Here is a 26,051-nt window from a genome sequence, read left to right as displayed (position 1 = left end):
TCGGAGGCGACGCAGAGCGATCCATCAGAAAACGCAAACGGCGGCCCGAAGGCCGCCGTCGCGCAAAGTCGTATTGGTCCGGCGCTCAGATCGGCTTGAGCGCCTTCGTATCCAGATCGAATTCAGCGATTTCCTTGGCACGCTCGGAGTCGGCCGCCGCCCGGTGGTCGGTCGCGATCGCGACATAGACCGCGGGCAGCACGAACAGCGTGAACAATGTGCCGATCGACATGCCCGCGACGACAACCAGCCCGATCGAGAACCGGCTCGCCGCACCCGCGCCGGACGCCGTCAGCAGCGGAATCAGGCCGGTGACCATCGCCGCGGTCGTCATCAGGATCGGCCGCAGCCGAACCCGCGCCGACATCTCGATCGCCGAACGGCGGTCGAGACCCTCATTGAGCTGCAACTCGTTGGCGAACTCGACCATCAGGATGCCGTGCTTGCTGATCAGCCCGACCAGCGTGAGCAGGCCCACCTGGGTATAGATGTTCATGGTGGCGGCGCCGAAGAACAGCGGCAGCATGGCGCCGACAATGGCCATGGGAACGCTGATCATGATCACCAAGGGATCGCGCAGGCTCTCGAATTGCGCGGCCAGCACCAAGAAGATGATGATCAGCGCAAACCCGAAGGTCACCGCGAGCTGGTTGCCTTCCTGCACATATTGCCGGGAATCCGCCAGATAATCGTGGCTGAAGCCGGTCGGCAGGTTCTTGGCCTGAGCCTCCAGGAAGTCCACCGCCTGACCGACGGTCACGCCCGGCATCGGCACGGCCGAGAAGGTCGCCGAGTTGAGCTGATTGTAATGCGTCAACGCATTGGCATCGGTGCCGGTCTCGATCGAAACCAGTGTCGACAGCGGCACCTGCTGGCCGGTTGCGGTCGGCACATAATATTCGCCGAGCGATTCCGGCGACAGCCGCATATCGCGCGGCACCTGCGGGATCACCTGATACGACCGCCCCTCGAGATTGAAGCGGTTGACGTAATTGCCGCCGAGCAGCGTCGCCAGTGTATTGCCGATGCTCTGCATCGTGATACCGAGATCGCTGGCCTTGGTGCGGTCGATCTTGATCCTCACCACCGGTTGGTTGAAGTCGAGATCGCTATCGGAGACGATGAACATGCCGCTCTTGCGCGCAGCATCCTTCAACTTGACCATCTGCTCATAGATCGACTGAAAGCCGTTGGTCGAGTAGATTACCATCTGCACGGGCAAACCACCCGGACCACCGGGCAACGGCGGCAGGTTGAAGGCGAACGCGTTGACGCCCTCGATTTTGCTGATTTGCGCCTGCACCAGCGGCTTCAGCTTGATGGCCGAGCGCGTCCGCTCGTCCCACGGCTTGAGCAGCATGCCGGCGATACCGCCCTGCGGGCCGTTGATGCCATTGATGATGAAGCGCAGATCGGTTTCGGGAAAGCCGGCAAAAGCCTTGTCGAGCTTCTCGCTGTAAAAATCCGCATAATCGATGTTGGCGTATTTCGGCGCCTTGGTCACCGCGAACACGATACCCTGGTCTTCCTCGGGCGCGAGTTCCTTCGACGTATGCATGTAGAGGAAGCCGACCAGCCCGAGGATGGTCAGCGCGAACATCGCGGTGATCGGACGATAGTCGAGCGAGCGATCGAGCTGCCGGCCGTACCAGCGCGTCACCGCGCCGAAGACCTTGTTGACGAGCTTGGCAAACCGCCCTTCCTCGGTGTTCTTGAGGAAGATCGAACACATCATCGGCGACAGCGTCAGCGCGATGACGCCTGATACGATCACCGAACCGGCCAGCGTGAAGGCGAACTCCCGAAACAGCGCGCCGGTGAGGCCGCCGAGAAAGCCGATCGGCGCATACACCGCCGCCAGCGTAATCGTCATCGAGATGACCGGGCCGACGATCTCGCGCGCGCCCTGCATCGCGGCCTGCACCGGAGGTTTGCCTTCCTCCAGATGCCGATGGATGTTCTCCACCACCACGATGGCGTCGTCGACCACGAGACCGATCGCCAGCACCATCGCCAGCAAGGTCAGCAGATTGATGCTGAATCCCATCACCAGCATCAGGCTGCAGACGCCGACCAGCGACAACGGTATCGTCACCACGGGGATGATCACCGATCGAAGTGACGCGAGGAACAGGAAGATCACCACGACCACGATCAGGATCGCCTCGCCCAGCGTCTTTTCCACTTCGTCGATCGACGACTGGATGAATTTGGTCGAATCGTAAGCCACCTTCATCTTCATCGATGGCGGCAGATTGCGTTCGAGTTCGGGAAACAGCGTGCGGACACCCTTGACCAGGGTCAAGGGGTTGCCCTGCGGGGTTGCCTGCACGCCGATGAAGATCGCATGCTCGCCGTTGAAGGCGACGCTGGCATCGGTGCTTTGCGCCGCGAGTTCGACGGTGGCGACGTCCTCCATCCGCACGAAACCGCCGTCCTTTGCCTTGACGATCATGCGCTTGAACTGATCGATGTTCTGCAGGTCGGTATTGGTCGAAACGTTGGAGACGATGAAATAACCCTTGGACTGACCCGCCGCGGACTGAAAGTTGTTGGCGGCGATCGCGGCGGAAACATCGAGCGGCGAAACGCCACGGCCCGCCATGCGGGCGGGGTCGAGCCACAGGCGCATCGCGAAGGTCTGGCCGCCGAGAATATCGGCGGACGCCACGCCATCGACGGTGGACAGCACCGGCTGAACCACGCGCGTCAGGTAATCCGAGATCGCCGATCCCGATAGCGTTTCACTGGAAAACCCGAGATACATCACGGCCGTGGTTTGGCCGGTGGTCTTGGTCACGATCGGATCGTTGGATTCCTTCGGGATCAAATATTTGACCGAGTTGACCTTGGCGAGGACTTCGGTCAGCGCCTGGTTCGGGTCGAAGTTCAGCTTGATGTAGACCTGGATCGTGCTGGTGCCGAGCACCGACGACGACGTCATGTAGTCGACGCCTTCTGCCGAGGCGACGGCCTGCTCGATCGGGGTCGTGATGAAACCCTGGATCAAATCGGCCGACGCACCCGGATAAACCGTGGTGACATTGACCACCGTGTTCGACAGTTTCGGATATTGCCGGATCGGCAGGCTGGTCGCGGCCTTGAATCCGATCAGCAGGATCAAAAGGCTCACGACCAGCGCCAACACCGGCCGCTTGATAAAGATATCGGTCCAGGCCATCGCTCAACTCCAAAAATTAGTAGCGCGGCAAATTAGTAGCGCGGAAGATTGGCGGGCATCGGCGGCGGCCCGTCGGGCGAAATGGCCACCGCGGCTCCCGATTGCAGCTTGAGCTGGCCCACCGCGACCACGCGATCGCCGGGCTTCACGCCACTGAGGATCTCGGTCCTGCCCTCAATCCGGTTACCGGTCCGCACGAAGGTGCGTACGGCGGTCAGGCTGGTCTTGCCGTCATCATCTTTCTTCTCGGTGAGAAGGAAGACCGAATCGCCGTAGAGCGTGTAATCGACCGCGGTTTCCGGGACGGTGACGACCGCCGGATTGTCCGGCAGCACCACCGTGGTGGTCGTGAACATACCGGTCTTCAGGATAAGATCGGGATTGGCGATCGTCGCCTGAACATGGATGTTGCGGGTGTCGGCTGAGATCTGAGGTTCGATCGTGGTGATCTTGCCCTCGAAATTACGCTGTGGATAAGCATCGACCTGTACGCGCACGGTCTGTCCGACCTTGAGCTGGGCGCTTTGCTTTTCGGTTACGGTGAAATTGGCGTACAGCATCGACAGGTCGGTCAAGGTGACGATCATCGTGCCGGCGGTGAGGTACTGGCCGACCTCGATGTGACGCACGCCGAGCTCGCCGTCGAACGGCGCCCGCACCAGCTTCTGCGAAATCAACGCCTGGGTCTTGGCGATACCCGCGATAGCCTGGTCGTACGTCGCCTGCGCCTGATCGACGGTCGACTGCGGACCGAACTGTTTTGCAGCGAGCTGCTTGGCACGATCCAGCGACAATTGCCCCACCACGGCCTGCGCCTTGAAGCTCGCGAGATCGCCCTGATCGGGAGCGTCGAACAACTGCACCAGCGGGCTGTCCGCCTTCACGGTCGAGCCGGCCTCAAACATGATGCCGGTGATGCGGCCGCTGACGTCGGAGGTGACGTTGACCTGATGCACGGCGGCAAGATCGCCGACCGCCTTCAGCAGGTTCGGAATCACCTCGGACTTGGCCACGGCAATGCTAACCGGCGTCGGCGGCGGTTTGTTGCCGGCGAAGAACTGCTTGATCGCATGGTCGCGGAAGGCGTTGAAGCCGACCAACGCGGCCGTCAGGAAAGCCAGCAGCAACCCGACGATGATGAACCAGCGCACCATCCGGACCGGACGCGCCTTTGGCTTGTCGGCGATCGGCTTGCCTGCGATATGAGCTTCGGTCGCAATGTTCATTGTCATGCACTTTCTGCAATGACCGGCTGCCCCGAACCCGGCGACAATTCGCGGGCCAGACGCGAGGCAATCGCGGCTTCGTTAAGTCCAATTCCACGGAGAATGAATTCGCAAAGCTGCCGCTCGACATCGGCCGCGTTGCCGTAGGAAAGACAGGGCACGGCCGGCATCCTTGAAACCGCAGCCATCAGCACGGTGTGATGGGCAAACCAGAACAGGTTGAGCGGCTCGCCTCCGATCCGCGTCGCCTCGCCCGCCGCTACCGCGCGATCGATCGAGGCGGCGAACACCGGCCCGATCAGGTCGCCGACCTTGGCATATAGCAGCCGCGCGAATTCGCCGTCATCGAGATGGCTCGTCACCATCAGCCGGACGCGCTGCGCTTCCTGCTGATCGGGGCTATCGGAGATATGCAGGAAATGCCGGACCATGCCCACGGTCAGTTCAACCAGCGTCGCGGTCGATGGCTCCTGACCCAACAAATGCGCCAAGTCCGGATCGGCCTCGCACTCGTCGGCCAGAATCTCGGCATAAAGTGCGGCCTTCGACGGAAAATGCTTGAACAACAAGGCTTCCGAGATCGCGGCCGCAGCCGCCACCCGCTTGGTCGTCGTCCCCGCAAAGCCGTTGCGCGCAAAACAGCGCTTGGCGGCCCCCAAAATGAGCTGCCGCCGCAGGTCGCTGGTCATGCGCAGGGTAGACATGGGCTGCGTGAGTAATCACTCACCAAACCGATGTCAAGAAACTTTATTGCGCCGCAGCAGGTTCCAAAGGGGTCAGCAAAAGCTCAAATCGGCTTGAATCCCAGTGAACCGCGGATGCGGTTCACGATGAAGGTGCCGTCGCGGTTGGACAGCGCCCGTTCGAGGTTGGCGGCGTCGATTTTGACGCTGGCAAAGCGGGGCCCTGCCGAGACATCCTGCAAGGAAGGCGCGAACGCCTCGACCTCGGCCATCGTCGTCATGCTGAAGACCTTGTCGATGCCGCAGGCCTTGGCGACGCCGACGAGATCGGCGCCCGCGGCGGTATGGCTCGCCTGCCCGCCGGTTTCGCCATAGGCCTCGTTGTCGAGCACGACGATGGTGAGATTGCCGGGCTTTTGCAGGCCGACGGTGGCAAGACTGCCCATACCCATCAGCATCTCGCCATCGCCCGTGATCACGACCACCGGCAGCTTGGGTTGCGCCAGCGCGATGCCGAGCCCGATCATGACCGCGCCGCCCATGGCGCCCCACAGATAGAAATTGCGATCATGGTCGCCGGCGGCGGCGATATCGTAGGTCGAGGCGCCAAGGCCGCCGATCGCGATGGCACCCTTGCGGTCCGCCAACAGGCTGGCAACGACTTGGCGGCGGTCGAGGAGGTTGGCTTTGCTCATTTGGTGAAGACCTTTGCGCCGATCAGGCGCTGCGACAGTAAAACGGCGGTCGGCGTGCAGGCGTTGTAGGCCTGTCCCGCCGCGGCTTCGACGACATCGCGGACTTCGTCGGCGCGCGACGCCCGCAACACCTTGATGCCGGACAATTCGAACACCGCCTGGGTGCTCGATCCCATCGGCACCTGCCAGGGATTGAATTCGCCCCATTCGCCGCGCATCGTCACCAGCGTCAGGAACGGCAGCCGGAATATCTGGGTCAGCGAGAACATATTGATGCAATTGCCGACGCCGCTCGACTGCATCAGCAGCGCGCCGCGCTGGCCTCCGGCCCAGGCGCCCGCCAACAGCGCCACACCCTCTTCTTCCGTGGTCAGCGGCACCGCCCGCATCGAGGGCTCGCCGAGCACCCGATTGATCAGTTGGGAGTGCCCGGCATCCGGCACATAGGGCACCTGACGGACATCGAAACGCTGCAAAATCTCAAATATGTCTTCCGGCCAGGCGGTCGCTTGTTCGTCGGAGGATTCGGCGCGGACGTGCATTTTCTGTTTCCGTTCCCTTACTTTTCGGACGCGACTGTAGACAGACCCGCGTTTTTCATCAAAGCGCAAAAACGCATATGGCTCTGCGAAAGCGGGCCGTTGCTCCAAGACGCGTGGGGTGTCCTGCCCAAAACGCTGCCAAATGAGCTTGCGCCCTATGGATGCTTCGCATAAGATAGTTGCAAGTGAAACTAATTCACGAGAAAAGCCCGGATGAGTGGAAACGCGCAGGCGCTGGCGGCGGGCTTCGACCTTGAGAAGCTGACGCCGGAATTCTATGTCGACCCCTATCCGACTTATCGTGCACTGCGGGAGAATGCGCCGGTCAAGCGCTTGCCGAACGGCTCCTACTTTCTGACGCGCTATGACGACCTCGTCAGCGCCTACAAGAACACCAAGCTGTTCTCGTCCGACAAGCGGCGCGAGTTCGCGCCGAAATACGGCGATTCGCTTCTGTACGAGCATCACACCACCAGCCTCGTCTTCAACGACCCGCCGGCCCACACCAGGGTGCGGCGGCTGATCATGGGCGCGCTGTCGCCGCGCGCGATCGCGGCAATGGAGCCTGATCTGATCGCGCTGGTGGACCGGCTGCTCGATCGGCTTGCCGCGAAGGATGATGTCGACCTTATCGAGGATTTTGCCGCTGCGATCCCGATCGAGGTGATCGGCAATCTGCTGGACGTGCCGCACGACGAGCGCGAACCGCTGCGCGACTGGTCGCTGGCGATCCTGGGCGCGCTCGAGCCCGTGATCAGCCCCGACGCTTTTGCCCGCGGCAACAAGGCGGTGAGGGATTTTCTCAGCTATCTCGAAGTTCTGGTCGAGCGCCGCCGCGCCAAACCCGGCAATCCGCAGCACGACGTGCTGACGCGCCTGATTCAGGGCGAGGACAATGGCGAACGCCTGACGGCCAAGGAGCTGCTGCACAACTGCATCTTCCTGCTCAACGCCGGGCACGAGACCACCACCAATCTGATCGGCAACGGACTGGTGGCGCTGTCGGAAAACCCCGCGCAAAAAGCCCGCCTGATCGAACAGCCCGATCTGATCAAGACCGCGGTCGAGGAAATCCTGCGGTTTGAAAGCTCGAACCAGCTCGGCAATCGCATGACGACGGAGCCGGTCGAACTCGGTGGCATCGCGCTCGCGGCCGGAACACCGGTGACGCTGTGCATCGGAGCCGCCAATCGCGATCCCGCGCAATTTTCCGATCCGGAAAACCTCGACATCGGCCGCACGCCGAACCGCCATCTGGCGTTCGGCACCGGCGCGCATCAATGCGCCGGAATGGCACTGGCGCGACTGGAAGGCGCGATCGCGATCTCGCGCTTCCTGGCGCGGTTTCCCGGCTACGCGCTGAACGGCGCGCCGGTGCGCGGGGGCCGGGTGCGCTTTCGCGGATTTTCGAAGGTGCCGTGCATAATGACGACTACCTGAATCGCAGATTATCCCGTGAGAGCTGGCTGACCGAGGAGCAGCCCATCAGCTTCATTCCTCGTTCGATCTCCGTCCGCAGCAGCCCCAAGGCCCGCTCGACGCCTGCCTGACCGGCGGCGGCCAGCGGGTAGAGATAGAAGCGCCCGACCCCCACGGCTTTCGCGCCGAGCGAAAGCGCCTTCAGGACATGGGTGCCGCGCTGAATGCCGCCATCCATCATGACATCGATCCGATCGCCCACGGCATCCACGATCTCCGCGAGTTGATCGAATGCCGCGCGCGAGCCGTCGAGCTGTCGGCCGCCATGATTGGACAGGATGATGCCCGTGCAACCGATCTCAACCGCACGCTTCGCGTCAGCCACCGACATGATGCCCTTGAGGCAAAATTGCCCATTCCAGATCCGGACCATTTCAGCCACATCGTTCCAGTTCATCGAAGGGTCCAGCATCTCGGTGAAGTAACGTCCAATCGACATGGCTCCGCCGCTCATGTCGACGTGTTCGTCCAGCTGGGGCAGTTTGAAGCTTTCATGGCTGACATAGTTGAGACCCCACATCGGCCTGATTGCGAACTGTAGCATCCCGCCAAGCGTCAGTTTGAACGGAATCGAAAATCCGGTGCGCAGGTCGCGTTCGCGGTTTCCGCCGGTGATGCTGTCGACGGTCAACATCATCACCTCGACGCCCGCCTGTTTGGCGCGTTGCATCATCGCGCGATTGAGGCCGCGATCCCTGTGGAAATAAAATTGGTAGACCTGCGGCGTGTCGTAGGCCTTTCGTAATTCCTCCAGGCTGACGGTCCCGAGCGAGGATACGCCAAACATCGTGCCGTATTTCGCCGCCGCAGCGGCAACGGCGCGCTCGCCTTGATGGTGAAACAGGCGCTGCAACGCGGTCGGAGAACAATAAAACGGGGTTGCCAACTTCTGGCCCATCACGGTCACGGACATATCGACCGTTCCCACCCCGCGCAGGACATTCGGCACCAGATCGCAGCGCTCGAAACTTGCGGTATTCTGGCGAAGAGTAGCCTCGTCGTCCGCCGCGCCGTCGATGTAGTCAAAGATCGGACCAGGTAACCGCCGCCGTGCCAGCTCGCGGAAATCATGAAAATTATGACAATCACGCACCCGCATCCTGCGTCTCATACTTCTATCGGCTCACGCACGCCCCAGGCGGCAGCGCTCGGCACCAGAAAGCACGGCAACGGGATCGGAACAAGATATGCCGACGACAGGATACCCGCGATCTCGCTCGCTAAGCGCTCAGACCGCCGACCGATGTCTCTCGATGCAGGTCTGCAAAACTTCGTCGATCGGTCTGTCCCACCAGGCGTTGGAAAAGATCTCGATCTCGGAATAGCCTGAAAATCCTTCCGCCTCGACCGCCGAGCGCAGCGACCTGATGTCGATGACGCCGTCGCCCATCATGCCGCGGTCGTTGAGGATGTCCTTAGTCGGCACCATCCAGTCGCAGACGTGAAACGCGAGCAGGCGATCCTGGCCGGCGCGCGCGATCTGCGGCAACACCTCCGGATCCCACCAGATGTGATAGACATCGAGCGCAACACCGAGTGCGCCGGTGCGTTGCGGGTCCAGTTGGTCGCAAATATCCAGCGCCTGCATCGTCGTATTGACGCAGGCGCGGTCCGCGGCATAGGCCGGATGCAGCGGCTCGATCGCCAGCGGCATCTTGGCTTCGCTCGCATAGACCAGCATTTCGGCGATCGCATCGGTGACCTGCGTCCGCGCCTTGACGATGTCCCTGGAGGCCGCACTGCCCGGCCGCGAATATTGCGGCAGGCCGCCGGCCACCAGCACGATGCAGGGGGCGCCCAGCGCCACGGCTTCATCGATGGCGCGGCGATTGTCGTCGCGCACTTCGATGCGGCGCGCGGCGTCCGAGGTAAACATGCCGCCGCGGCAATAGCCCGATAGTTCAAGCCCGGCATCGCGCACCGCGCGTACCGCGCGATCAAGACCGATGGAAGCGACCTGGTCGCGCCAGGGATCGATGGCACGAATGCCATGCCGCGCACAGGCCTCGACGATGTGCACAAGGTCGCCCTGCTTGCGAACCGTCGCGGTATTGAGCGACAGCCAGCGATGGTCGGCGGAAAAGTCCCGCATCAGGGTTCGATGCCTCGCAGCGCGAGCACGGCCTTCATCCGCCGCGTCGCTACTTCCGGATTTGCCAGCAACCCTGCTTTGTCGGCCAGGCGAAACAGTTCGGCCAGATGCAAGGTCGATCGCGTGCTCTCCTGCCCGCCGACCATCGTAAAATGATCCTGATGGCCATTGAGATAGGCCATGAACACCACGCCGGTCTTGTAGAAGCGTGTCGGCGCCTTGAAGATATGACGCGACAGCGGCACCGTTGGTTCCAGCACGTCGCGGAAACCGGCCTCGTCGCCCGCCGCGAGCCGCGACAGCGCATAGGACGCCGCCGGCGCGATCGCATCGAAGATGCCGAGCAGCGCATGCGAAAAGCCCTGCGCGTCGCCGGCAATCAGTTCGGCGTAGTTGAAATCGTCGCCGGTATACATCTTGACGCGTTGATCGAGCCGCCGGCGCATGTCGATCTCGCGCTGCTTGTCGAGCAACGAAACTTTTACGCCATCGACCTTGGCGGCATTGGCGTTGATGATGCCGACCGCGATATCCATCGCCTGGTCGAGGCTCGCCGTGCCCCAGTAATTCGCCAGCGCCGGATCGAACATGTCGCCGAGCCAATGGATGATCACGGGCTCGCGGACCTGCGACAGCACGCGGTCATAGACTTTGGCGTAGTCGTCCGCGTTGCGGCCGAGCTTCGCCAGTGCCCGCGACGCCATCAGGATGATCCGGCCACCGGCCTTCTCGACCGCCGCGATTTGTTCCTCATAGGCGCGGATCACGTCGTCGATCGTCCTGGCATCCTCGACCGCGAGATGATCAGTGCCGGCGCCGGAAAACACCAGCGCGCCGCCCCTCGCCTTCGCCGCCCTCACCGAACGCGTGATCAGTTCCAGCGAGGTCGGCCAGTCCAGTCCCATGCCGCGCTGCGCGGTATCCATCGCTTCGGCGACGCCGAGACCGAGGTCCCAGACATGTTCGCGAAAGGCGATGGTCCTGTCCCAATCGACCGCGGCGCTCAGCCACGGATCGACATCGGCCAGCGGATCGGCGACGACATGCGCTGCGGAAAACGCCACGCGGTTCAACGTGCCTTCAAGTTTGGCCGGAAACGTTCGTGATGCCGCGAGGCGATAGGTCTCGATCTCGCGAGTGCCGGTGGGCAATTTCAGCGACAGCGACGAGACGGACAAAACCGGCTTGTTCATGGCTTGATCCTCACACCTTGATCGGAGCAACGTCGACCCAGCGCCGTTCACGCCAACTCTGCAGCGCGCATTCGGCAAGCTGCACGCCCTTGGCGCCCTCCAGCAGCGTATATTTATAGGGCGCGTCCTCGCAGACGTGGCGGATGAACATCTCCCACTGCTCCTTGAAGCCGTTATCGTAGCTGACGTTCTCCGGCAGCTTCTGCCAATCGGCATAGAAATCATGCGTGCGCTTCTCGTCCGGATTCCACACCGGCCGCGGTGTCGCCTGCCGCGCCTGGATCACGCAATCGGTCAGGCCCGCCACCGCCGAGCCATGGGTGCCATCGACCTGGAAGGTGACGAGATCGTCGCGATATACCCGCGTGACCCAGGACATGTTGATGTGCGCGATCACGCCGCCCTTGAGGCGAAAGGTCGCGTAGGCGGAATCGTCCGCGGTCGCGGTGTATTTCTTGTTCTTCTCGTCGAAGCGCTCGGGAATGTCGGTGGTGCCGGTGCAGCTGACGCTCTCGACTTCGCCGAACAGATTGTCGAGCACGTAGCGCCAGTGGCAGACCATGTCGAGAATGATGCCGCCGCCGTCTTCGCTGCGATAGTTCCAGGACGGCCGCTGCGCCTCCTGCCAGCCGCCTTCGAACACCCAGTAGCCGAATTCGCCGCGCACCGAGAGCATGCGGCCGAAGAAACCGGAATCGCGCAGGAACGCCAGCTTCTTCAGGCCCGGCAGGAACAGCTTATCCTGCACGGTGCCGTGCTTGACGCCCTTGGCTTGCGCCAATCGCAGCACCGCCACCGCTTCATCGAGATTGGTCGCGATCGGCTTCTCGCAATAGACGTGTTTGCCGGCGTTGATCGCCTGGGTCAGCAGCGAGGGACGCGCCTGCGTGGTCGCGGCGTCGAAGAAAATGCTGTCGTTCTTGTCGGACAGCGCCTGGTCGAGATCGGTGGTCCAGCGTTCGACATTGAAGCGCTTGGCCAGGCGCTCGACCTTGTCGGCATCGCGGCCGACCAGGATCGGATCCGGCATCATGCGGTCGCCGTTCGAAAGCTGCACGCCGCCGGAATCCCTGATCGCCACAATCGAGCGGATCAGATGCTGGTTCAGGCCCATGCGGCCGGTGATCCCGTTCATGATCACGCCGAGACGTTTGGTCGTCATAGTGTTTGCTCCTGTGTTCTTGCTTTTGGCTGTTCGAGGGACGGCAGCGACGACCAGTCAGGATGGACCGACGTCGCAAAACCCGGTGCGACCAGCGATCCCGTCAGCAGATCGCCGTCGCGAATGGAAAGCCGCACCTTGCCGTCGTCGTTGACATAGAGATCGCGATGGGCGGCGAGAAACGCTTGCGCCTCGGCCGGCGGCGTATCGGCAAAACCATCGACATAATGATGGCCGTTGCGCTCGGCGTGGCTGACGCCGATCAACGCGCCGAGCGCGAGGTCCTGCTGCACGGCAAGGCCAGCCTGGCAGGTCAGGTCTTCGCCGGTGACGAAGAACGTTTCGCTGCCGGAACTCCATTTCGCCGCCCGCGTCGCGTTGACCACCGACTTGTAGATGCCTTTGCAGGATTTCGACGAGATGCCGCGATAGCCGAGCGCCCGGGCAGCGGGAAATGCGTCGTAGGAATCGTCGGCTTCGTCGATGATGAAGTCGCGGCCGCTCAGTCGGCCGAGCGGCGATTGCCGGGTGATATCGCGCGGCATCGGTTGCTCGATATAAAGCAGCTTTGCCGCGATCGGCCGCAGCGCGCCGTCGCGATCGAGCCGATCCATCAAAGCGCCCAGCGCCACGAGGTCGGCATATTGCTCGTTGGCATCCAGCGAAACGCGGTAGTCATAGGCCAAAGTGGCGAGCTCATTGCCGATCCGGATCAGTCGCGCGGCGTCGGCGTCGGGATCGCCGTTGAGTTTCAGCTTGAAAAAGCGGGCGCCGGTGTTTTCTTTCGCGTCCGCGACGCCGCCCGCGCCCTCGACCTTGTCGTCGAGACCGACGGTGTGGCGGATCGCGACGCGTTCCAGCCGCTTTCGATCGCTGAGAAACTGCGCGATGTCGCCATTCGCCAGATCCGGCGACAGCCGCGCATCGATGCCGGAGATATTGCCGATCATGCCGTCGAAGAAATTGACCCCGGCGCTGCGCAACAGCGCGTCGAGAATGGCTTTATCGATTTCGGCGGGGCCATAGGCCGCCGCCAGCGGCGGAATGTCTTCTTTCGCACAGGCTTCGACCTGCGCGCCGATGCAGGCGGCGTGCAGACCGAACGCGGTGTCAAAGCCCTTGTGTCCGAGATAGAGATCGCGCGCGATAAGCAGCGAGCGGCGCAATTCGGTAACGGTCTCGTCCGGGCTGAGATGCGCGCGCTTGTCGAACCACTTTGGAACCAGCATTTCCGCGCTGGCGCCAACTGAAGGACCTTTGCCTTCGACCTCGATTTCGACGCGAACGAACATCTGCGACGCGGCATTGATGACCACGGCGCCGAACCGGAACGGCCGCACGAATGCCACCGGCCGCTCGAAAAACGCGATATCGCGCACCGCCAAACGCATCGGACTCAATCCAGTGTACCCTGGGTGAAAAAGTGCTTGCGGATGCGCTGCACCAGATCGGTGAACACCGGATCGGCCATCGAATCCAGCGAGCGCGGCCGCGGCATCGGCACGTCGTAGATCGCCGCGATCGCGCCGGGCCGCTCGGTCATCACCAATACCCGATCGGCCAGGAACACCGCTTCCGGGATCGAATGCGTGATCAGCAGGACGGTCTTGCGGGTTTCGCGCTGGATCCGCATCAGCTCGACATTCATGCGTTCGCGCGTCATCGCATCGAGCGCGCCGAACGGCTCGTCCATTAATATGATCTTGGGATCGTGCACCAACGCCCGGCAGATCGAGGCGCGCTGCTGCATGCCGCCGGACAATTGCCACGGCAGCTTCCTCTCGAAACCTTCGAGTCCGACCATCTTCAACAGCGCTTTCGCGCGCGGCAGATATTCGTCGCGCGGCAGCCGTTTCATGTCGATCGGCAGCATCACGTTGGACAGGATGTTGCGCCACGGCAGCAGCAGCGAATTCTGAAACACGATCCCGACATTGCCGTGCGGGCTCGTCACCTTCTCGCCCTCGACCAGGATTTCGCCGGTCGAAGGGGGCAGCAAGCCGGATATCATTTTCAGCAGCGTGGACTTGCCGCAGCCGGACGGTCCGACCACGACAAAGAACTCGCCCTCGTTGATATGGAAATCCAGCGGACGCAACGACGGCACCTCGCCGTCGCGCGACCGATAGGTCTTCGACACCCCGGACAGTTGAATCCCTGAGGTGGCGCTGGCGGTGCGATCGGACACCACGCGCAGATGCGCCGCCGGTTGATTGATGTCCGATGTTTTGGTCGCTGGGTTCATTCAGCAGGATCCATCCAGGCGAAGTCTCTCCACCCGTCGTCCCTGCGAACGCAGGGACCCATACGCCGTGACTTTTCGTTCGGCCATTGGGTTGGAGACCTTCTGCAACAATTAAGGCCAGGGGGTATGGGTCCCCGCCTGCGCGGGGACGACGATAAGTTTGTCACACGCTCGCTCACGAGCCGCCGCCGGGCAGATAGTCGTTGGTATAAAACATCTTCGGATTGTCCTTGGCCTTGGCGTCGAGACCGCCATATTCGACCATCAGGTTGACGCTGTCGGTCATGTTCTGATCGGTCACCTGGAACGGCCGCTTGCCCTTGGTTTCCGGCGTACGGTACAGCGGGATCGTCAGCTCGAAGCCCTGGGTCAGGGTGTCGATCTTGCCGCCCTTGGGGTTGGCATCGAGGATCGACTGGGCCGCGCCCTTCGGATCTTTTTCAGCGGCCTCGACCGCCTTGGTGGTCGCCGACATGAAGCGCTTGACCAGATCGGTGTGGGTCTTGACGTAGTCGGTGTTGGCGACGAGGCCCGAACTCACCATGTGGATGCCGTAGTCGGCGAACTTGATCGGATAGACGTCCTTACCGGTGGCGTCCTTGATCTTCATCGACTGGTCCATCACGTAGCCGAGCAAAAGATCGGCCTGGCCGTTGATCACCGCGTTCAGCTTGGTCTGGCCGTCACCGGCCACCGTGGTGAAATCGCTTTCCTTGAGGCCGGTCCGCTTCAGGAACAGCGGCCAGATCTGCGTCATCGAATCCGCCGGCGTGATCGCCACGGTCTTGCCCTTGATATCCTCGGGCTTGCGGATGTTCTTGTCGGCGAATCCCATCGCCGACATCGGGCTGGTCTGCAGCAGCACGCCGGTCGCAATGATCGGCGCGCCCTTGACGGTCGCGCGCATCATAGTGGGCACGTCGACATAGCCGAAATCGGCGGTCTTGGCCGCGACCGCCTGGGTGGTCGCAGCCGAGCCGCGGCCTTCCTGAATTTCGAGCTCGATATTTTCAGCCGCATAGATGCCCTTGGCCTTGCCGTAGAAAAACGGCGCGTGCTCGCCATAGACATACCAGTTGAGCATCAGCACGACCTTATCGGCGGCCGCGGCCGGAGCCACCACTGAGCCCATCCAGATCAGGGCAGCGGCTACCGCCACTATTAATCGCACCATTTTATTTCTCCCTTTGCTTTTGTTTTCCGTCATTGCGAGGAGCGTCAGCGACGAAGCAATCCATTCTTCCTTTGTGGCCTAACTGGATTGCTTCGCTACGCTCGCAATGACGGTCTGTATCTCTTCTCGTTCACGCCGCGAAAATGATGTCCTCGCGCTGGCTGACATGCCAGGGAATGACAAGACGCTCGATCCGGTCGACCACCCAGAACAGTATCACACCGAGCAGCGCCAGGATCACCAGTGCTGCAAACATCGTCGGCAAATCGAACGTCCCGATCGAGCGCTGCAACACGTAGCCGATGCCCGAATTGGAACCGACGAATTCGCCGACCACGGCGCCGACCACGGCCAAGGTCACCGAGACTTTCAGGCCGGAGAAAATCGACGGCATCGCGTGCGGCAAATTGACCGCGCAGAACACATGGAAGCGGCTGCCCTGCATCGCACGCGCGAGATCGACCATATCAGGGTCGACCGATTTGAAACCTTGCACCGCGGAGACCACCACCGGAAAAAATCCTAAGAGGAACGCGGCGATGATTTTCGGAACGATGCCGAAGCCGAACCACACCACGAACAAGGGCGCGATCGCGACCTTCGGCACCGATTGCGAGAACACCAGCAACGGATAGACGTAGCTTTCGATGGTCTTCGATCCCGCGATCAGCATCGCGACCGGAATGCCGAACGCCGCCGACAGCAGGAATCCGCCGAGCGTCGCGTAGGTGGTGGGCCATGCCTGGCGCAACAGCTCCGGCCAATCGTTCCAGAGCACGGCCACGACATCGCCCGGTGCCGGCACCTGGTAGGCTGGAATCCGGAACAGCCGGATCGCCACATCCCAGGCCACGACGATGAAAATCAGCAGCAAAAACGGGCGAATCCACGCCACATTCAGCGCTTTCGAGACGCTTCCGGGCGCTTTGGACTCGCTCAAATCTCTCTCCCTCACGTGCCGGCTTCAGGGGACAAATTAACCCGTTGGATAATTACTGTCTAGGGGCGTTGACGCGGGAAACTCGCTTCCGTCGTCCCGGCCTTGCGCCGGGACCCACGCCGTGTCGTCGCGTTTTAGGCATTGGGGCCGATGCCTTGCCTTCGAGCAAACGCAGGGGTTATGGGTCCCTGCGTTCGCCGGGATGGCAGAAATCAAGCGTCGGAATGCGCTGCGGCGGCGCGGTGTTTCAGCGCCTTGCTGTTGCCGAACGCCGCGGTGGATTTTCCAGTCAGCGCCGCCAGCACCAGCGCCACCATGTGGTCGAGGCGCTCGTCCCGCGCCTCCTTCTTCAGGAGGTCGCGGCCGAAAATCACGCTCAAGGTCGCGCTGTTCGACAGATAGAAAAAGCACAGCGCCGCGATCGAAATATAGAGCTGCACCGGATCGACCGCGACCTGGAAGTCGCCGTTCGCGACGCCCCGCATCACCACGGTCCGGATCATCTCGACGAACGGCGAATGCATCGATTTGACCTTGGTGGAGCGCTTGAGATGGCGCGCCTTCGCCAGATTTTCGGTGTTCAACAGCGCGAGGAATTCCGGATTGCGGATGAAATAATTCCACGTAAAACCGATCAGGCGCTCGATCGCTTCCGGCGGATCGAGATGCTCCAGATCGAGCCCGCGCTCCTCGACCCGGATCTGCTCATAGGCGCCTTCGAGCACCGCGAGATAGAGATCGTCCTTCTTGCCGACGTGATAATACAGCATGCGCTTGTTGGCGCCGGCCTTGGCCGCGATCCGGTCGACCCGCGCGCCGGCAAGGCCGTGGGTGGCGAATTCCTGCTTGGCGGCCTCCAGAATACGAATCCGCATGCCTTCGGGATCGCGCTGCCACTTCAGAATGCGTTTAGCCTTGACCAATTCGATCGTCCGTCAACCATGTTCGGCCGGATGGTGTAGCATGCATCGGGCGATTTGAAAAAGATCGGCGCTCTCGGGTGGATGCTTGATTGGTAGGGTGGGCAAAGGCCTGTTGGCCGTGCCCACCATTTTCTCCTGAAGCGACCGGGTGGGCACGGCGCAAGTGCGCCTTTGCCCACCCTACGATCTCAGGCATTCACCTCAGCCCGTTTTAGGCGTCCGTTGCACCAGCAAGGTCGGCACGCCGCAGGTGCCGTTGCGCGCGGTCATCACTTGGGTCCCCGGCTTGCGGCCGGGACGCGCCTCCGACACATCGACGCCCGCTTCGACGAGTCGCGCCCGGGTGGCGTCGATATCGGCGACCCGCCAGCAAATGCCGCGCAACCGGTCCGGCACCGCGACCGCGTCCTTTACAACGTCCTTGGCAACATCTTTGCTCGGCCGATGCGCCACCTCGACGATGAGGTCGCCACAGCGGAAGAACATCAGCCGGCCCCACTCCGGATGCGAGCGATCGAGCGCCATGTCGAGCCCGAGGCGCGCGCCATAAAGCGCGGCGGCGCCTTCGGGATCGGCGGTACCGATCACCACATGATCCATCGCGGTGATCGAAGCCGGCGCGGTGCGGACCGCCAGCGGACGCTCCTTGGCAAGCTCCAGGAAAAACATCCGGATCCCTCGCGTGGCATCGGTGGCCGCCCGGGTCCGCTTCCACGATAGCGTGGCGCCGGTCATCCCGTCGCGGCTCTCGACTTCCGCGATCGGCTCCGGCTTCAAGGTCAGCCGATCCAGCCTGCGGTGCATCCTGGCAATGTCGCCGGTGCGAAAACAGATGCTCGCGAGACCCTCGCCTTGCTCCGCCAGTACGGCGCGAATGCGATCGGCGGTCGCGCCGTCGCCGCTCGGCGCCATCAGTTCCAGGGTCATGTTATCGAGCGTAAATAGCACGCGCTCGGCGCCCTCGCCGGCGTTGTGCCACGATGGCGTGCGCGCAAACAAGGTCTGGTAAGCCGCGGCGCCGGCCTTGATGTCGCTGACGAGAACGACGACGTGATCGAGCCCTGTGATCATGGGAAAAAGTCCTCGGCGCAGATTTCTCCAGGCGAACGTCGCGTGTCACGCCGCTTGTCGCACTGTTTGTCCTGGCGACGCACGCACACTGGTTCTCTCGCCAAATCTGTCCCTGAATGTGGCTCCGTCAGTATTGAGCAAAATCAACCGATTTGCCACGCTTGATTGCCGGTGCCGTACCCTACCCGGAGCTGAACCGATGTGCTTTGATACCAATAGCCCCGGGTCAATACCAAACCCACGATCGAAAGCCCGCTCCCCGAGAAGACCAAGGCGAGAACAACCATGACAACCCGACGCGAACACGACCTGCTGGGTGATCGAGACCTGCCGCAGGACGCCTATTACGGGGTGCACACCTTGCGTGCGGTCGAGAATTTCCCGATCACGGGAACGCCGATCTCGATCTATCCCGATCTCATCAAGGCGTTGGCCTCGATCAAGCTGGCGGCGGCCCGCAGCAATCGCGATCTCGGTTTCCTCTCGGCTGCGCATTGCGATGGCATCGTCGCCGCATGCGAGGAGGTCCGTGCCGGCCGCCTGATCGAACAGTTTGTCGTCGACGTGATCCAGGGCGGCGCCGGCACCTCGACCAACATGAACGCCAACGAGGTGATTGCCAACCGCGCGTTGGAGATCATGGGGCACGCCAAGGGCGAATACCAGTTCTTGCACCCCAACGAGCATGTCAACATGAGCCAGAGCACCAACGACGTCTATCCGACGGCGCTGAAGCTCGCGGCCTATACCCGTATTCTGGCCCTGGTCGAGGCGATGTCCTATTTGCGGGCCGCGTTCGAAGCCAAGGCGGACGAATTCAAGGACGTCATCAAGATGGGCCGCACCCAATTGCAGGATGCGGTGCCGATGACGCTGGGCCAGGAATTCTCCACCTATGCCGTGATGCTCGGCGAGGACGAAATGCGGCTCAGGGAGGCCGTGCTTCTGATCTGCGAAATCAACATGGGCGCGACCGCGATCGGCACCGGCATCAACGCCCATCCGGACTATGGCCGGATCGTGTGTCAGCATTTGCGGGAGATCACCGGCATTCCGGTGGTCACCGCGGCCAACCTGATCGAGGCCACGCAGGATTGCGGCAGTTTCGTGCAGCTTTCGGGGGTGCTCAAGCGGGTCGCGGTCAAGCTGTCGAAGACCTGCAACGATCTGCGGCTGCTGTCGTCGGGGCCCCGGGTTGGACTCGGCGAGATCAACCTTCCCCCGATGCAGGCCGGCTCCAGTATCATGCCGGGCAAGGTCAATCCGGTGATTCCCGAGGTCGTCAATCAGATTGCCTTCGAGATCATCGGCAACGACGTCACGGTGTCTTTCGCGGCGGAAGCCGGCCAATTGCAATTGAACGCCTTTGAGCCGATCATCGCCCATTCGATCTTCAAGAGCGTCAACCATCTTCGCGCCGGCTGCATCGTGCTCGCCGACCGCTGCGTCAAGGGCATCACGGCCAACCGGGAGCATCTGCGCCGCGGCGTCGAACGCTCGATCGGCATCGTTACCGCGCTCAATCCGTATATCGGCTACGCCAACGCCACACGGATCGCGGCCGACGCGCTGATGTCGGGACGCAGCGTCTACGACGTCGTTTTGGAGGAAAAGCTACTGACCAAGGAGCAGCTCGACGAAATCCTGGAGCCGAGCGTCCTCACGGTCCCGCATCTGTTCACGCCCACGCGCACGTGAGGTCTGCAAATGGCGCCACGGTTTGCCGCGCCGTCAGGAACTTGAGGCGGCCGCCGGCTGTTAGGTTGATGGTCGCATGCCTATCCCACAGTCGGCTTGCTGATAATTTTATCGAATGATCCGGCATAAGCAGTGCTAATGTATCTGGCCGGCCGGGACCACCCCTCAGCCACGACGGAAATCCAATGCAGGCTCTCTTCATCGGACAGACCTATATCGACGTCACCTTCATCACCGATCACATGCCGACCGGCGATGAAAAGCATGTCGCCTCGGCCTACGCCGTCTCGTTCGGCGGCAACGCGGTCACCGCGGCATTTTGTTGCGCCAAATTGGGCATCGTACCGGACCTGATCGCCACCGTGGCCAATGACTGGCTCGGGCGGATGTTCTGGGACATGAGCGCCAAATACGGCATCTCGATTCATCCGCGCAAGGTGAACGCCTCCTCGCTCTCCTTCATCATGCCGAAGGACGGCAAGCGCGCCATCGTACGCTGCCGCGACGACGAGCATATCCATCCGTTCCCGATGCTGAACCTGAAGGGCTGCCGCGCGCTGCACGTCGATGGCCACCAGCCGGATGCGGCCATTCATTACGCCAAGCTGTGCCGCGAGGACGGCATCCTGACCTCGCTCGACGGCGGCGGCCTGCGCACCAACACCCACGAACTGCTCGAATTCATCGACGTCGCGATCGTCGCCGAGCGGCTGTGCGAACAGATGGACCTGACGCCCGAGAAGATGCTCGACTATCTCAAGAGCCGAGGCTGCCGGGTCGGCGGCGTCACCCAGGGCGAGAAGGGCCTGCTCTGGTATGACGAGACCGGCGCGGTTCGCACCCTGCCCGCGCTGCCGATCGCGAGCGAGCGCGTGATCGATACCAACGGCGCCGGTGACGTGTTTCACGGCGCTTATATGTTTTCCTATCTCAACAATCCCGGCAAGGGCTGGAAAGAGCATTTCGAGTTTGCCCGCGCCGCATCGACCTACAAGATTCAACGCCTCGGCAACGAGGCCGGATTGCCGACGCTCGCCGATATCGAATCCGTCAAGCAGGAATTCCAGATCGGGCGCAAGAAAGAGTTCTGGGATTAGACATGGGCCGCGTTTTTGTTGCCGGCAGCATCAACATGGACGTGGTGGCGACCGCCGACCGGCATCCCCGAGTCGGCGAGACCGTCGCCGGCCATGAAGTGTTTTATTTTCCAGGCGGCAAGGGAGCCAACCAGGCGGTCTCCGCCGCCAAACTCGGCGCGCCGACGACGTTGATCGGCCGGCTAGGTACCGATGCGTTCGGGCACGACTTGAAGACGTTCCTCGCCGCACAGGGCGTGGATCTGAGCTACGTCACGGACACGGCGGGGATACACAGCGGAACGGCGATCATTACGCTCGCCAATGCCGACAATACGATTGTCGTGGTGCCCGGCGCCAACGGCTTCGTCAGCGCCGACGATATCGCGACAGTTGCTCTGGCCAAAGGCGACATCGCCGTCAGCCAGTTCGAGATTCCACTTGCCACTATCAGCGCCTTCTTCAACCGCGCGCGCGCGGCAGGCGCAACCACCATTCTCAATCCGGCGCCGGCGATCGCATTCGGCGCTGAGCTGCTCGACCTCGTCGATGTCCTGATCCTGAATGAAACCGAACTCAGCCTGCTGGCCAAGACCGAGCTTCGCGACAGCGACGAACCCGCGCGCTTCATTGAAGCCGCGAGAGCTTTGCGAGGTGACCGCGACATGATCGTCTGCGTCACCTTGGGCAAACGCGGCGTGGTTGCGCTGGCGGATGGAAAGCCGCTGGTCGTGGAAGGCCGCGCGGTCAAGGCCGTCGATACCACCGGCGCCGGCGATTGTTTTGTCGGCGCGGTCGCCGCGCAATTAGCGGCCGGAAAATCAATTCGCGACGCACTCGATTACGCCAACATCGCCGCGTCGATCTGCGTCCAGCGGATGGGCGCAGCGCCATCGATGCCGACCGCAGCGGAGGTGAAAGCCTTTCGTCGTCCCGGCGAAGGCCGCGCCCCATAGCCCCTGGCGTTGGTTATTGCAGAAGGCATTCGCTTCACTTGAATTCGTAGGGTGGGCAAAGCGAAGCGTGCCCACCAACTTCGACTTGCACGAGGGATGGTGGGCACGGCGCAAGCGCGCCTTTGCCCACCCTACGACCTTCACCCCAGCGCCGCCTTCAGATCAAACCCCGCATCCATCGCCTGCTCCGGCGTAATCGAGCCGTTGGCGGCCAACAGCCTGCGGCCGAACATGTGATCGCCGGCGCGGTTGACCGATTCGATGCCGACCAGCCGATCCGCTTTGTAGCAAAACGCCGAGAACGCGCCCTGCGTGCGGTCGCCGCGCACCACCACGCGATCATAACCGGTGGTGAGCCCTGCGATCTGCAGCTTGTCGGGACCCTGATCGCTCCAGAACCATGGCAGGCCGTCATAGACCTTGGTGTCGCCGGTCAGCCGCGCCGCGACACAACGCGCGTGATCGGTGGCGTTCTGCACCGACTCCAGCCGCAACGAGCCGCCGAAGCGCTCGCTGGCGTAGAGCGCGCAGTCGCCGATCGCCGAGATATGCGGGTCCGACGTCAGCAGATGCTCCCCGACCATAATGCCTGACGCCACCGGCAGGCCGGCAGCACCCGCGAGTTCGACATTCGGCAACACGCCGACGCCGACCACGACCAGGTCCGCCGCGATATGCCGGCCGTCGCTGAGGCTGACGCCGGCCACTCCGGCGCCGTCGCTTTCGATGCTGGTGACCTGCACGCCGAAATGAATACGAATACCGGCCTCGGCGTGCCTGTTCTGGAAGAACTCGGAGATCTCCGCGGTCACCGCCCGCGCCATCACACGGGCGCCGAGTTCGACGACGTCGACTTCGAGGCCCTTGGCGCGGGCCGTGGCGGCGAATTCCAGGCCGATGAAGCCGGCGCCGATCACCACGACGTGCCGGCGCGAAGCGAGCCTGAGCCGCAACACTTCGCTTTCATCCAGCGTCCGCAGGTACAGCACGTCTTCAAGGTTGGCGTTGGGAAGATCGATCAGGCGATTGCGCGCGCCGGTGGCGAGCACCAGATGCTCGTACTCAAGCGCCGCGCCGGAAGCCAGCGACAACTTCCGCGCGGGCCGGTCGATGGCAGCGGCGCGATCGGCGATCAGCTCAATGTTCTGATCGCGATAAAACTTGTCCGGCCGGAACATCAGGCTATCGGGCGCGCCGCCGCCTTTCAGATAGGCTTTTGAAAGCGGCGGCCGCTGATACGGCAGATGCGGCTCATCATTGAGCAGGAAGATCGGTTCGGCATAGCCGGCTTGCCGCAGCGATGAGGCGAGCTGAAAGCCCGCATGCCCGGCGCCGACGATCACAACAGGAGGCTTCGCCATTCGCTCACGCCGCCTTGATGCGAAGCGGCAAGGTATCGAACCCGCGCAACGTGTTGTTGAGCCGCCGTTCCGGCTGGCCGGTCAGTTCGAACGAGACCACGCGCTTGGCGAGCGCGCCGAAGATCGCCTCGCTTTCCAGCCGCGCCACCGCCTGCCCGACGCAACCATGAATGCCGGTGCCGAATGTCATGTGGCCGGCCGCCCGGCGACGCACGTCGAATGTGTCGGGTCTTTCCCAGCGGCGCGGATCGCGGTTGGCGGCGGCGAGAAACAACAGCACCTTCTCGCCATCGCCGATCCGCACGCCGCCGACGTCAACAGGCTTCGTCGTGGTGCGGAAGAAGGTCTGCACCGGCGATTCGAAGCGCAGCACTTCCTCAAACGAACCGCGGACCAAATTGGGATTTTCGCGCAGCACGGTCCATTGCTCGGGATTGCTGGCAAAGCAATACAGCGCATTGCCGAGCCCATAGACCGTGGTGTCGATGCCGGCCGACAGGAACGAGCGCACCAGCATGCCCGCTTCGTCCTCCGACAACTCACCGGCGTCGACCGCATGGAAAATCTTGATGCCCAATCCATCGGGCGCCAGCGCCGCACGGCTGCATTTCGACATGATCCATTCGCGCACCGGACCGGCATTGGCCATCGCCTTGTCGAACAGGTCGTTGCGCGGGCCGAACGAGTTGAACACCATGGTGCCATACGGCATCAGGTTTTCGCGGCCCTGCTCGGAAATACCAACCGCGTCCGGAAACACTTTTAACGGGTAAGCCTCGGCGAGGTCGGCGACGCCATCGAATTCGCGCTGCTCGACCAGGCGATCGATCAGCGCGTCGGCTTCGCGCGCAAAGGTCTCGCGCAGCACGTTGATCGCCGCCGGCGACAGGATGCGGGTCAACACCGCGCGGGTACGGGTATGCAGCGGCGGATCGGCTTCCAGGATGATGCTCGGCGGACGCCACGGCGGCTCTTTACGAAAATCGCTCAACCCCACGCCGGCGCCGGAACAATAGGTCTCCCAGTCGGTCAGGGCATCGCGGACTTCCTGATGCCGCGCCATCGCCCAGATGCCGTATGGCTCGAGCCAGACCACCGGTCCTGCCTCGCGCATCGCTTCGTGGTGCGGATAGGGATCGCCGAGGAAGCCGTGCGAAAACGGATCGATGGTGGAGACCGGACGGTCGACCGTCATATCGATGCTCATCTGGCTCTCCCGTCATCCCGGTCGTTGCAATGCAGTAATCCGCACGGCCGCTTGCCGGTATTTTGCAGGCTTCGCCGGGGATTGTCACCCCTTCCCTTCTGCGATTTAAATGCCCGTCAGGTGCCCTTGCGGCCTTCGACCTTTGCGGATCGGGAGTTCTGTTCCATGTCTATATCCACCAACGCCTCTCATCCCGACGATCCGGCCCTGCTGGTCATCGACGGCTCGATCGCGACCATCACGCTCAATCGGCCGGCCGCCTTCAACTCAATTGATCTGTCGATCGCCCAAAAGCTGGAACAGCTCGGCGCGGAGGTCGAGGCCGCCGACGATATCAGGGTGCTGGTGATCCAGGGCGAAGGCCGCGCGTTCTGCGCCGGCGGCGATCTGCAAACCATTGGCGCGGCGGCCGCGGCCGACACCATTGCCCCGGTGGTGGGTGAACTGCTGAAGCACTACCATGCCTTCATCACGACGTTGCGGCGGATGCCGAAGATCGTGCTGTCGAGCGTACACGGTTCAGCGGCCGGCGCCGGCCTCTCGCTCGCCTTCGTGGCCGACCTCTGCATCGCCGCCGAGGACGTCAAATTTACCCCGGCCTACGGCAAGCTCGGCGTCTCGCCCGACGGCGGCGGCACCGTCGGCGTGGTCGCCAGCGTCGGCACGCGGCGCGCCTTGCAGATCTACCTCGCCGAAGACAGCTTTTCGGCAGCGCAAGCCCGCGACTGGGGCCTGGTCGCCAAAGTCGTGCCGGCAGCGGAGCTGAAAGCCGCGACGCGAGAGCTGGCCCATCGCCTGGCGCAAAACGCGCCGGCCGCGCTGGCGGCAACCAAGGCGCTGATCCATCAGTCCCATGTCACGCCGATCGAACGACAGCTCGACGCCGAACGCGACGCCATCATCGATTGCATGCATACGGACGAGTTTCGCATTGCCGTGAAGAAGTTCACGAGCAAGGGCAAGTAGACGGCGTCAAGTCGCCGTCGTGCTCACCATGTACCACGTCATCCTGAGGAGCGCTCGCGCTTGCGAGCGCGTCTCGAAGGATAGCTGAACCTCCTCCGAATTAGTGGACACCTGTAGTAGGCTTTAAGAGCCAGGAGGTGTCGAATGGTAAAGCATAAGCGACGGGCGTATGCGGACGACT

Annotated in this window: 22 protein-coding genes; 5 read left to right on the top strand and 17 right to left on the bottom strand. The window is 62.5% G+C overall.

Going from position 1 to position 26,051, the window contains the following annotated elements; all coding sequences use genetic code 11:
- Positions 1-85: 85 nt before the first annotated feature.
- The 5 genes from GSQ88_RS20345 to GSQ88_RS20325 form a co-directional block, all read right to left on the bottom strand.
- Positions 86-3,181: a MexW/MexI family multidrug efflux RND transporter permease subunit gene (locus tag GSQ88_RS20345; protein ID WP_159009539.1), complete on the bottom strand. Its 3,096-nt coding sequence runs from the start codon at positions 3,179-3,181 to the stop codon at positions 86-88.
- A 32-nt stretch (positions 3,182-3,213) separates the two neighbouring features.
- Positions 3,214-4,407, bottom strand: a complete 1,194-nt coding sequence (locus GSQ88_RS20340) for an efflux RND transporter periplasmic adaptor subunit (protein ID WP_159009928.1) — start codon at positions 4,405-4,407, stop codon at positions 3,214-3,216.
- 2 nt (positions 4,408-4,409) lie between these two features.
- A complete protein-coding gene (locus GSQ88_RS20335; protein WP_159009538.1) occupies positions 4,410-5,111 on the bottom strand; it encodes a TetR/AcrR family transcriptional regulator in 702 nt (233 codons plus the stop codon).
- An 83-nt stretch (positions 5,112-5,194) separates the two neighbouring features.
- Positions 5,195-5,785: a thiamine pyrophosphate-dependent enzyme gene (locus GSQ88_RS20330; RefSeq protein ID WP_159009537.1), complete on the bottom strand. Its 591-nt coding sequence runs from the start codon at positions 5,783-5,785 to the stop codon at positions 5,195-5,197.
- On the bottom strand, positions 5,782-6,327 hold the full coding sequence (locus GSQ88_RS20325; protein WP_159009536.1) for a thiamine pyrophosphate-binding protein: 546 nt from the start codon (positions 6,325-6,327) through the stop codon (positions 5,782-5,784). Before GSQ88_RS20325 ends, GSQ88_RS20330 begins: the two co-directional genes overlap by 4 nt.
- Before the next feature lie 213 nt (positions 6,328-6,540).
- Between GSQ88_RS20325 and GSQ88_RS20320 the strand changes: the two genes are divergently transcribed.
- Positions 6,541-7,767, top strand: a complete 1,227-nt coding sequence (locus GSQ88_RS20320; protein ID WP_159009535.1) for a cytochrome P450 — start codon at positions 6,541-6,543, stop codon at positions 7,765-7,767.
- Here GSQ88_RS20320 and GSQ88_RS20315 read toward each other — a convergent pair.
- From GSQ88_RS20315 to GSQ88_RS20270, 10 genes are all read right to left on the bottom strand, one after another.
- Positions 7,760-8,905, bottom strand: a complete 1,146-nt coding sequence (locus GSQ88_RS20315) for an alpha-hydroxy acid oxidase (protein WP_159009534.1) — start codon at positions 8,903-8,905, stop codon at positions 7,760-7,762. The two genes, GSQ88_RS20320 and GSQ88_RS20315, sit on opposite strands and share 8 nt — an antisense overlap.
- 129 nt (positions 8,906-9,034) lie before the next feature.
- Complete coding sequence (locus GSQ88_RS20310; protein WP_159009533.1) at positions 9,035-9,898, bottom strand: sugar phosphate isomerase/epimerase family protein; 864 nt, start codon at positions 9,896-9,898, stop codon at positions 9,035-9,037.
- Complete coding sequence (locus GSQ88_RS20305) at positions 9,898-11,091, bottom strand: dihydrodipicolinate synthase family protein (RefSeq protein ID WP_159009532.1); 1,194 nt, start codon at positions 11,089-11,091, stop codon at positions 9,898-9,900. The genes GSQ88_RS20310 and GSQ88_RS20305 overlap by 1 nt, the downstream gene beginning before the upstream one ends.
- A gap of 10 nt (positions 11,092-11,101) precedes the next feature.
- A complete protein-coding gene (locus tag GSQ88_RS20300; RefSeq protein WP_159009531.1) occupies positions 11,102-12,253 on the bottom strand; it encodes a Gfo/Idh/MocA family protein in 1,152 nt (383 codons plus the stop codon).
- Positions 12,250-13,644, bottom strand: a complete 1,395-nt coding sequence (locus GSQ88_RS20295) for an enolase-like domain-containing protein (RefSeq protein WP_502706753.1) — start codon at positions 13,642-13,644, stop codon at positions 12,250-12,252. The genes GSQ88_RS20300 and GSQ88_RS20295 overlap by 4 nt, the downstream gene beginning before the upstream one ends.
- A gap of 5 nt (positions 13,645-13,649) precedes the next feature.
- Positions 13,650-14,498 (bottom strand): ABC transporter ATP-binding protein, encoded by an 849-nt coding sequence (locus GSQ88_RS20290; protein ID WP_159009529.1) that lies wholly within the window; start codon positions 14,496-14,498, stop codon positions 13,650-13,652.
- Between the two features lie 175 nt (positions 14,499-14,673).
- A complete protein-coding gene (locus GSQ88_RS20285; protein ID WP_159009528.1) occupies positions 14,674-15,672 on the bottom strand; it encodes an ABC transporter substrate-binding protein in 999 nt (332 codons plus the stop codon).
- A 130-nt stretch (positions 15,673-15,802) separates the two neighbouring features.
- Positions 15,803-16,612 carry an ABC transporter permease gene (locus GSQ88_RS20280; protein WP_159009527.1) on the bottom strand — a complete coding sequence of 270 codons (810 nt, stop codon included), beginning with the start codon at positions 16,610-16,612 and terminating at the stop codon, positions 15,803-15,805.
- A gap of 212 nt (positions 16,613-16,824) precedes the next feature.
- A complete protein-coding gene (locus tag GSQ88_RS20275; RefSeq protein ID WP_174248071.1) occupies positions 16,825-17,535 on the bottom strand; it encodes a TetR/AcrR family transcriptional regulator in 711 nt (236 codons plus the stop codon).
- Between the two features lie 201 nt (positions 17,536-17,736).
- Positions 17,737-18,606: a VOC family protein gene (locus GSQ88_RS20270; RefSeq protein WP_159009526.1), complete on the bottom strand. Its 870-nt coding sequence runs from the start codon at positions 18,604-18,606 to the stop codon at positions 17,737-17,739.
- 285 nt (positions 18,607-18,891) lie between these two features.
- On the opposite strand from GSQ88_RS20270, the gene aspA reads away from it, so the two are divergent.
- The 3 genes from aspA to GSQ88_RS20255 all read left to right on the top strand — a co-directional run bounded on the left by aspA (position 18,892) and on the right by GSQ88_RS20255 (position 22,336).
- On the top strand, positions 18,892-20,304 hold the full coding sequence (aspA, locus tag GSQ88_RS20265) for an aspartate ammonia-lyase (RefSeq protein WP_159009525.1): 1,413 nt from the start codon (positions 18,892-18,894) through the stop codon (positions 20,302-20,304).
- Between the two features lie 185 nt (positions 20,305-20,489).
- Positions 20,490-21,401: a sugar kinase gene (locus GSQ88_RS20260; RefSeq protein ID WP_159009524.1), complete on the top strand. Its 912-nt coding sequence runs from the start codon at positions 20,490-20,492 to the stop codon at positions 21,399-21,401.
- A gap of 2 nt (positions 21,402-21,403) precedes the next feature.
- Positions 21,404-22,336, top strand: coding sequence for a ribokinase (locus tag GSQ88_RS20255; RefSeq protein WP_159009523.1), 933 nt, complete (start codon positions 21,404-21,406; stop codon positions 22,334-22,336).
- Between the two features lie 140 nt (positions 22,337-22,476).
- Here the strand turns inward: GSQ88_RS20255 and GSQ88_RS20250 are convergent, their stop codons facing one another.
- Together GSQ88_RS20250 and GSQ88_RS20245 are read right to left on the bottom strand one after the other, a co-directional pair.
- On the bottom strand, positions 22,477-23,697 hold the full coding sequence (locus GSQ88_RS20250) for an NAD(P)/FAD-dependent oxidoreductase (protein WP_159009522.1): 1,221 nt from the start codon (positions 23,695-23,697) through the stop codon (positions 22,477-22,479).
- A gap of 4 nt (positions 23,698-23,701) precedes the next feature.
- A complete protein-coding gene (locus GSQ88_RS20245) occupies positions 23,702-24,904 on the bottom strand; it encodes a cytochrome P450 (protein ID WP_159009521.1) in 1,203 nt (400 codons plus the stop codon).
- A gap of 165 nt (positions 24,905-25,069) precedes the next feature.
- Between GSQ88_RS20245 and GSQ88_RS20240 the strand changes: the two genes are divergently transcribed.
- Positions 25,070-25,870, top strand: coding sequence for an enoyl-CoA hydratase/isomerase family protein (locus GSQ88_RS20240; RefSeq protein ID WP_159009520.1), 801 nt, complete (start codon positions 25,070-25,072; stop codon positions 25,868-25,870).
- Positions 25,871-26,051: the final 181 nt, after the last annotated feature.

This window comes from Bradyrhizobium sp. S69, assembly GCF_009766005.1.
Lineage (GTDB): Bacteria > Pseudomonadota > Alphaproteobacteria > Rhizobiales > Xanthobacteraceae > Bradyrhizobium.
The sequence above is the reverse complement of the archived record's forward strand: the minus strand, read 5'-3'. Positions and strand labels throughout refer to the sequence as shown.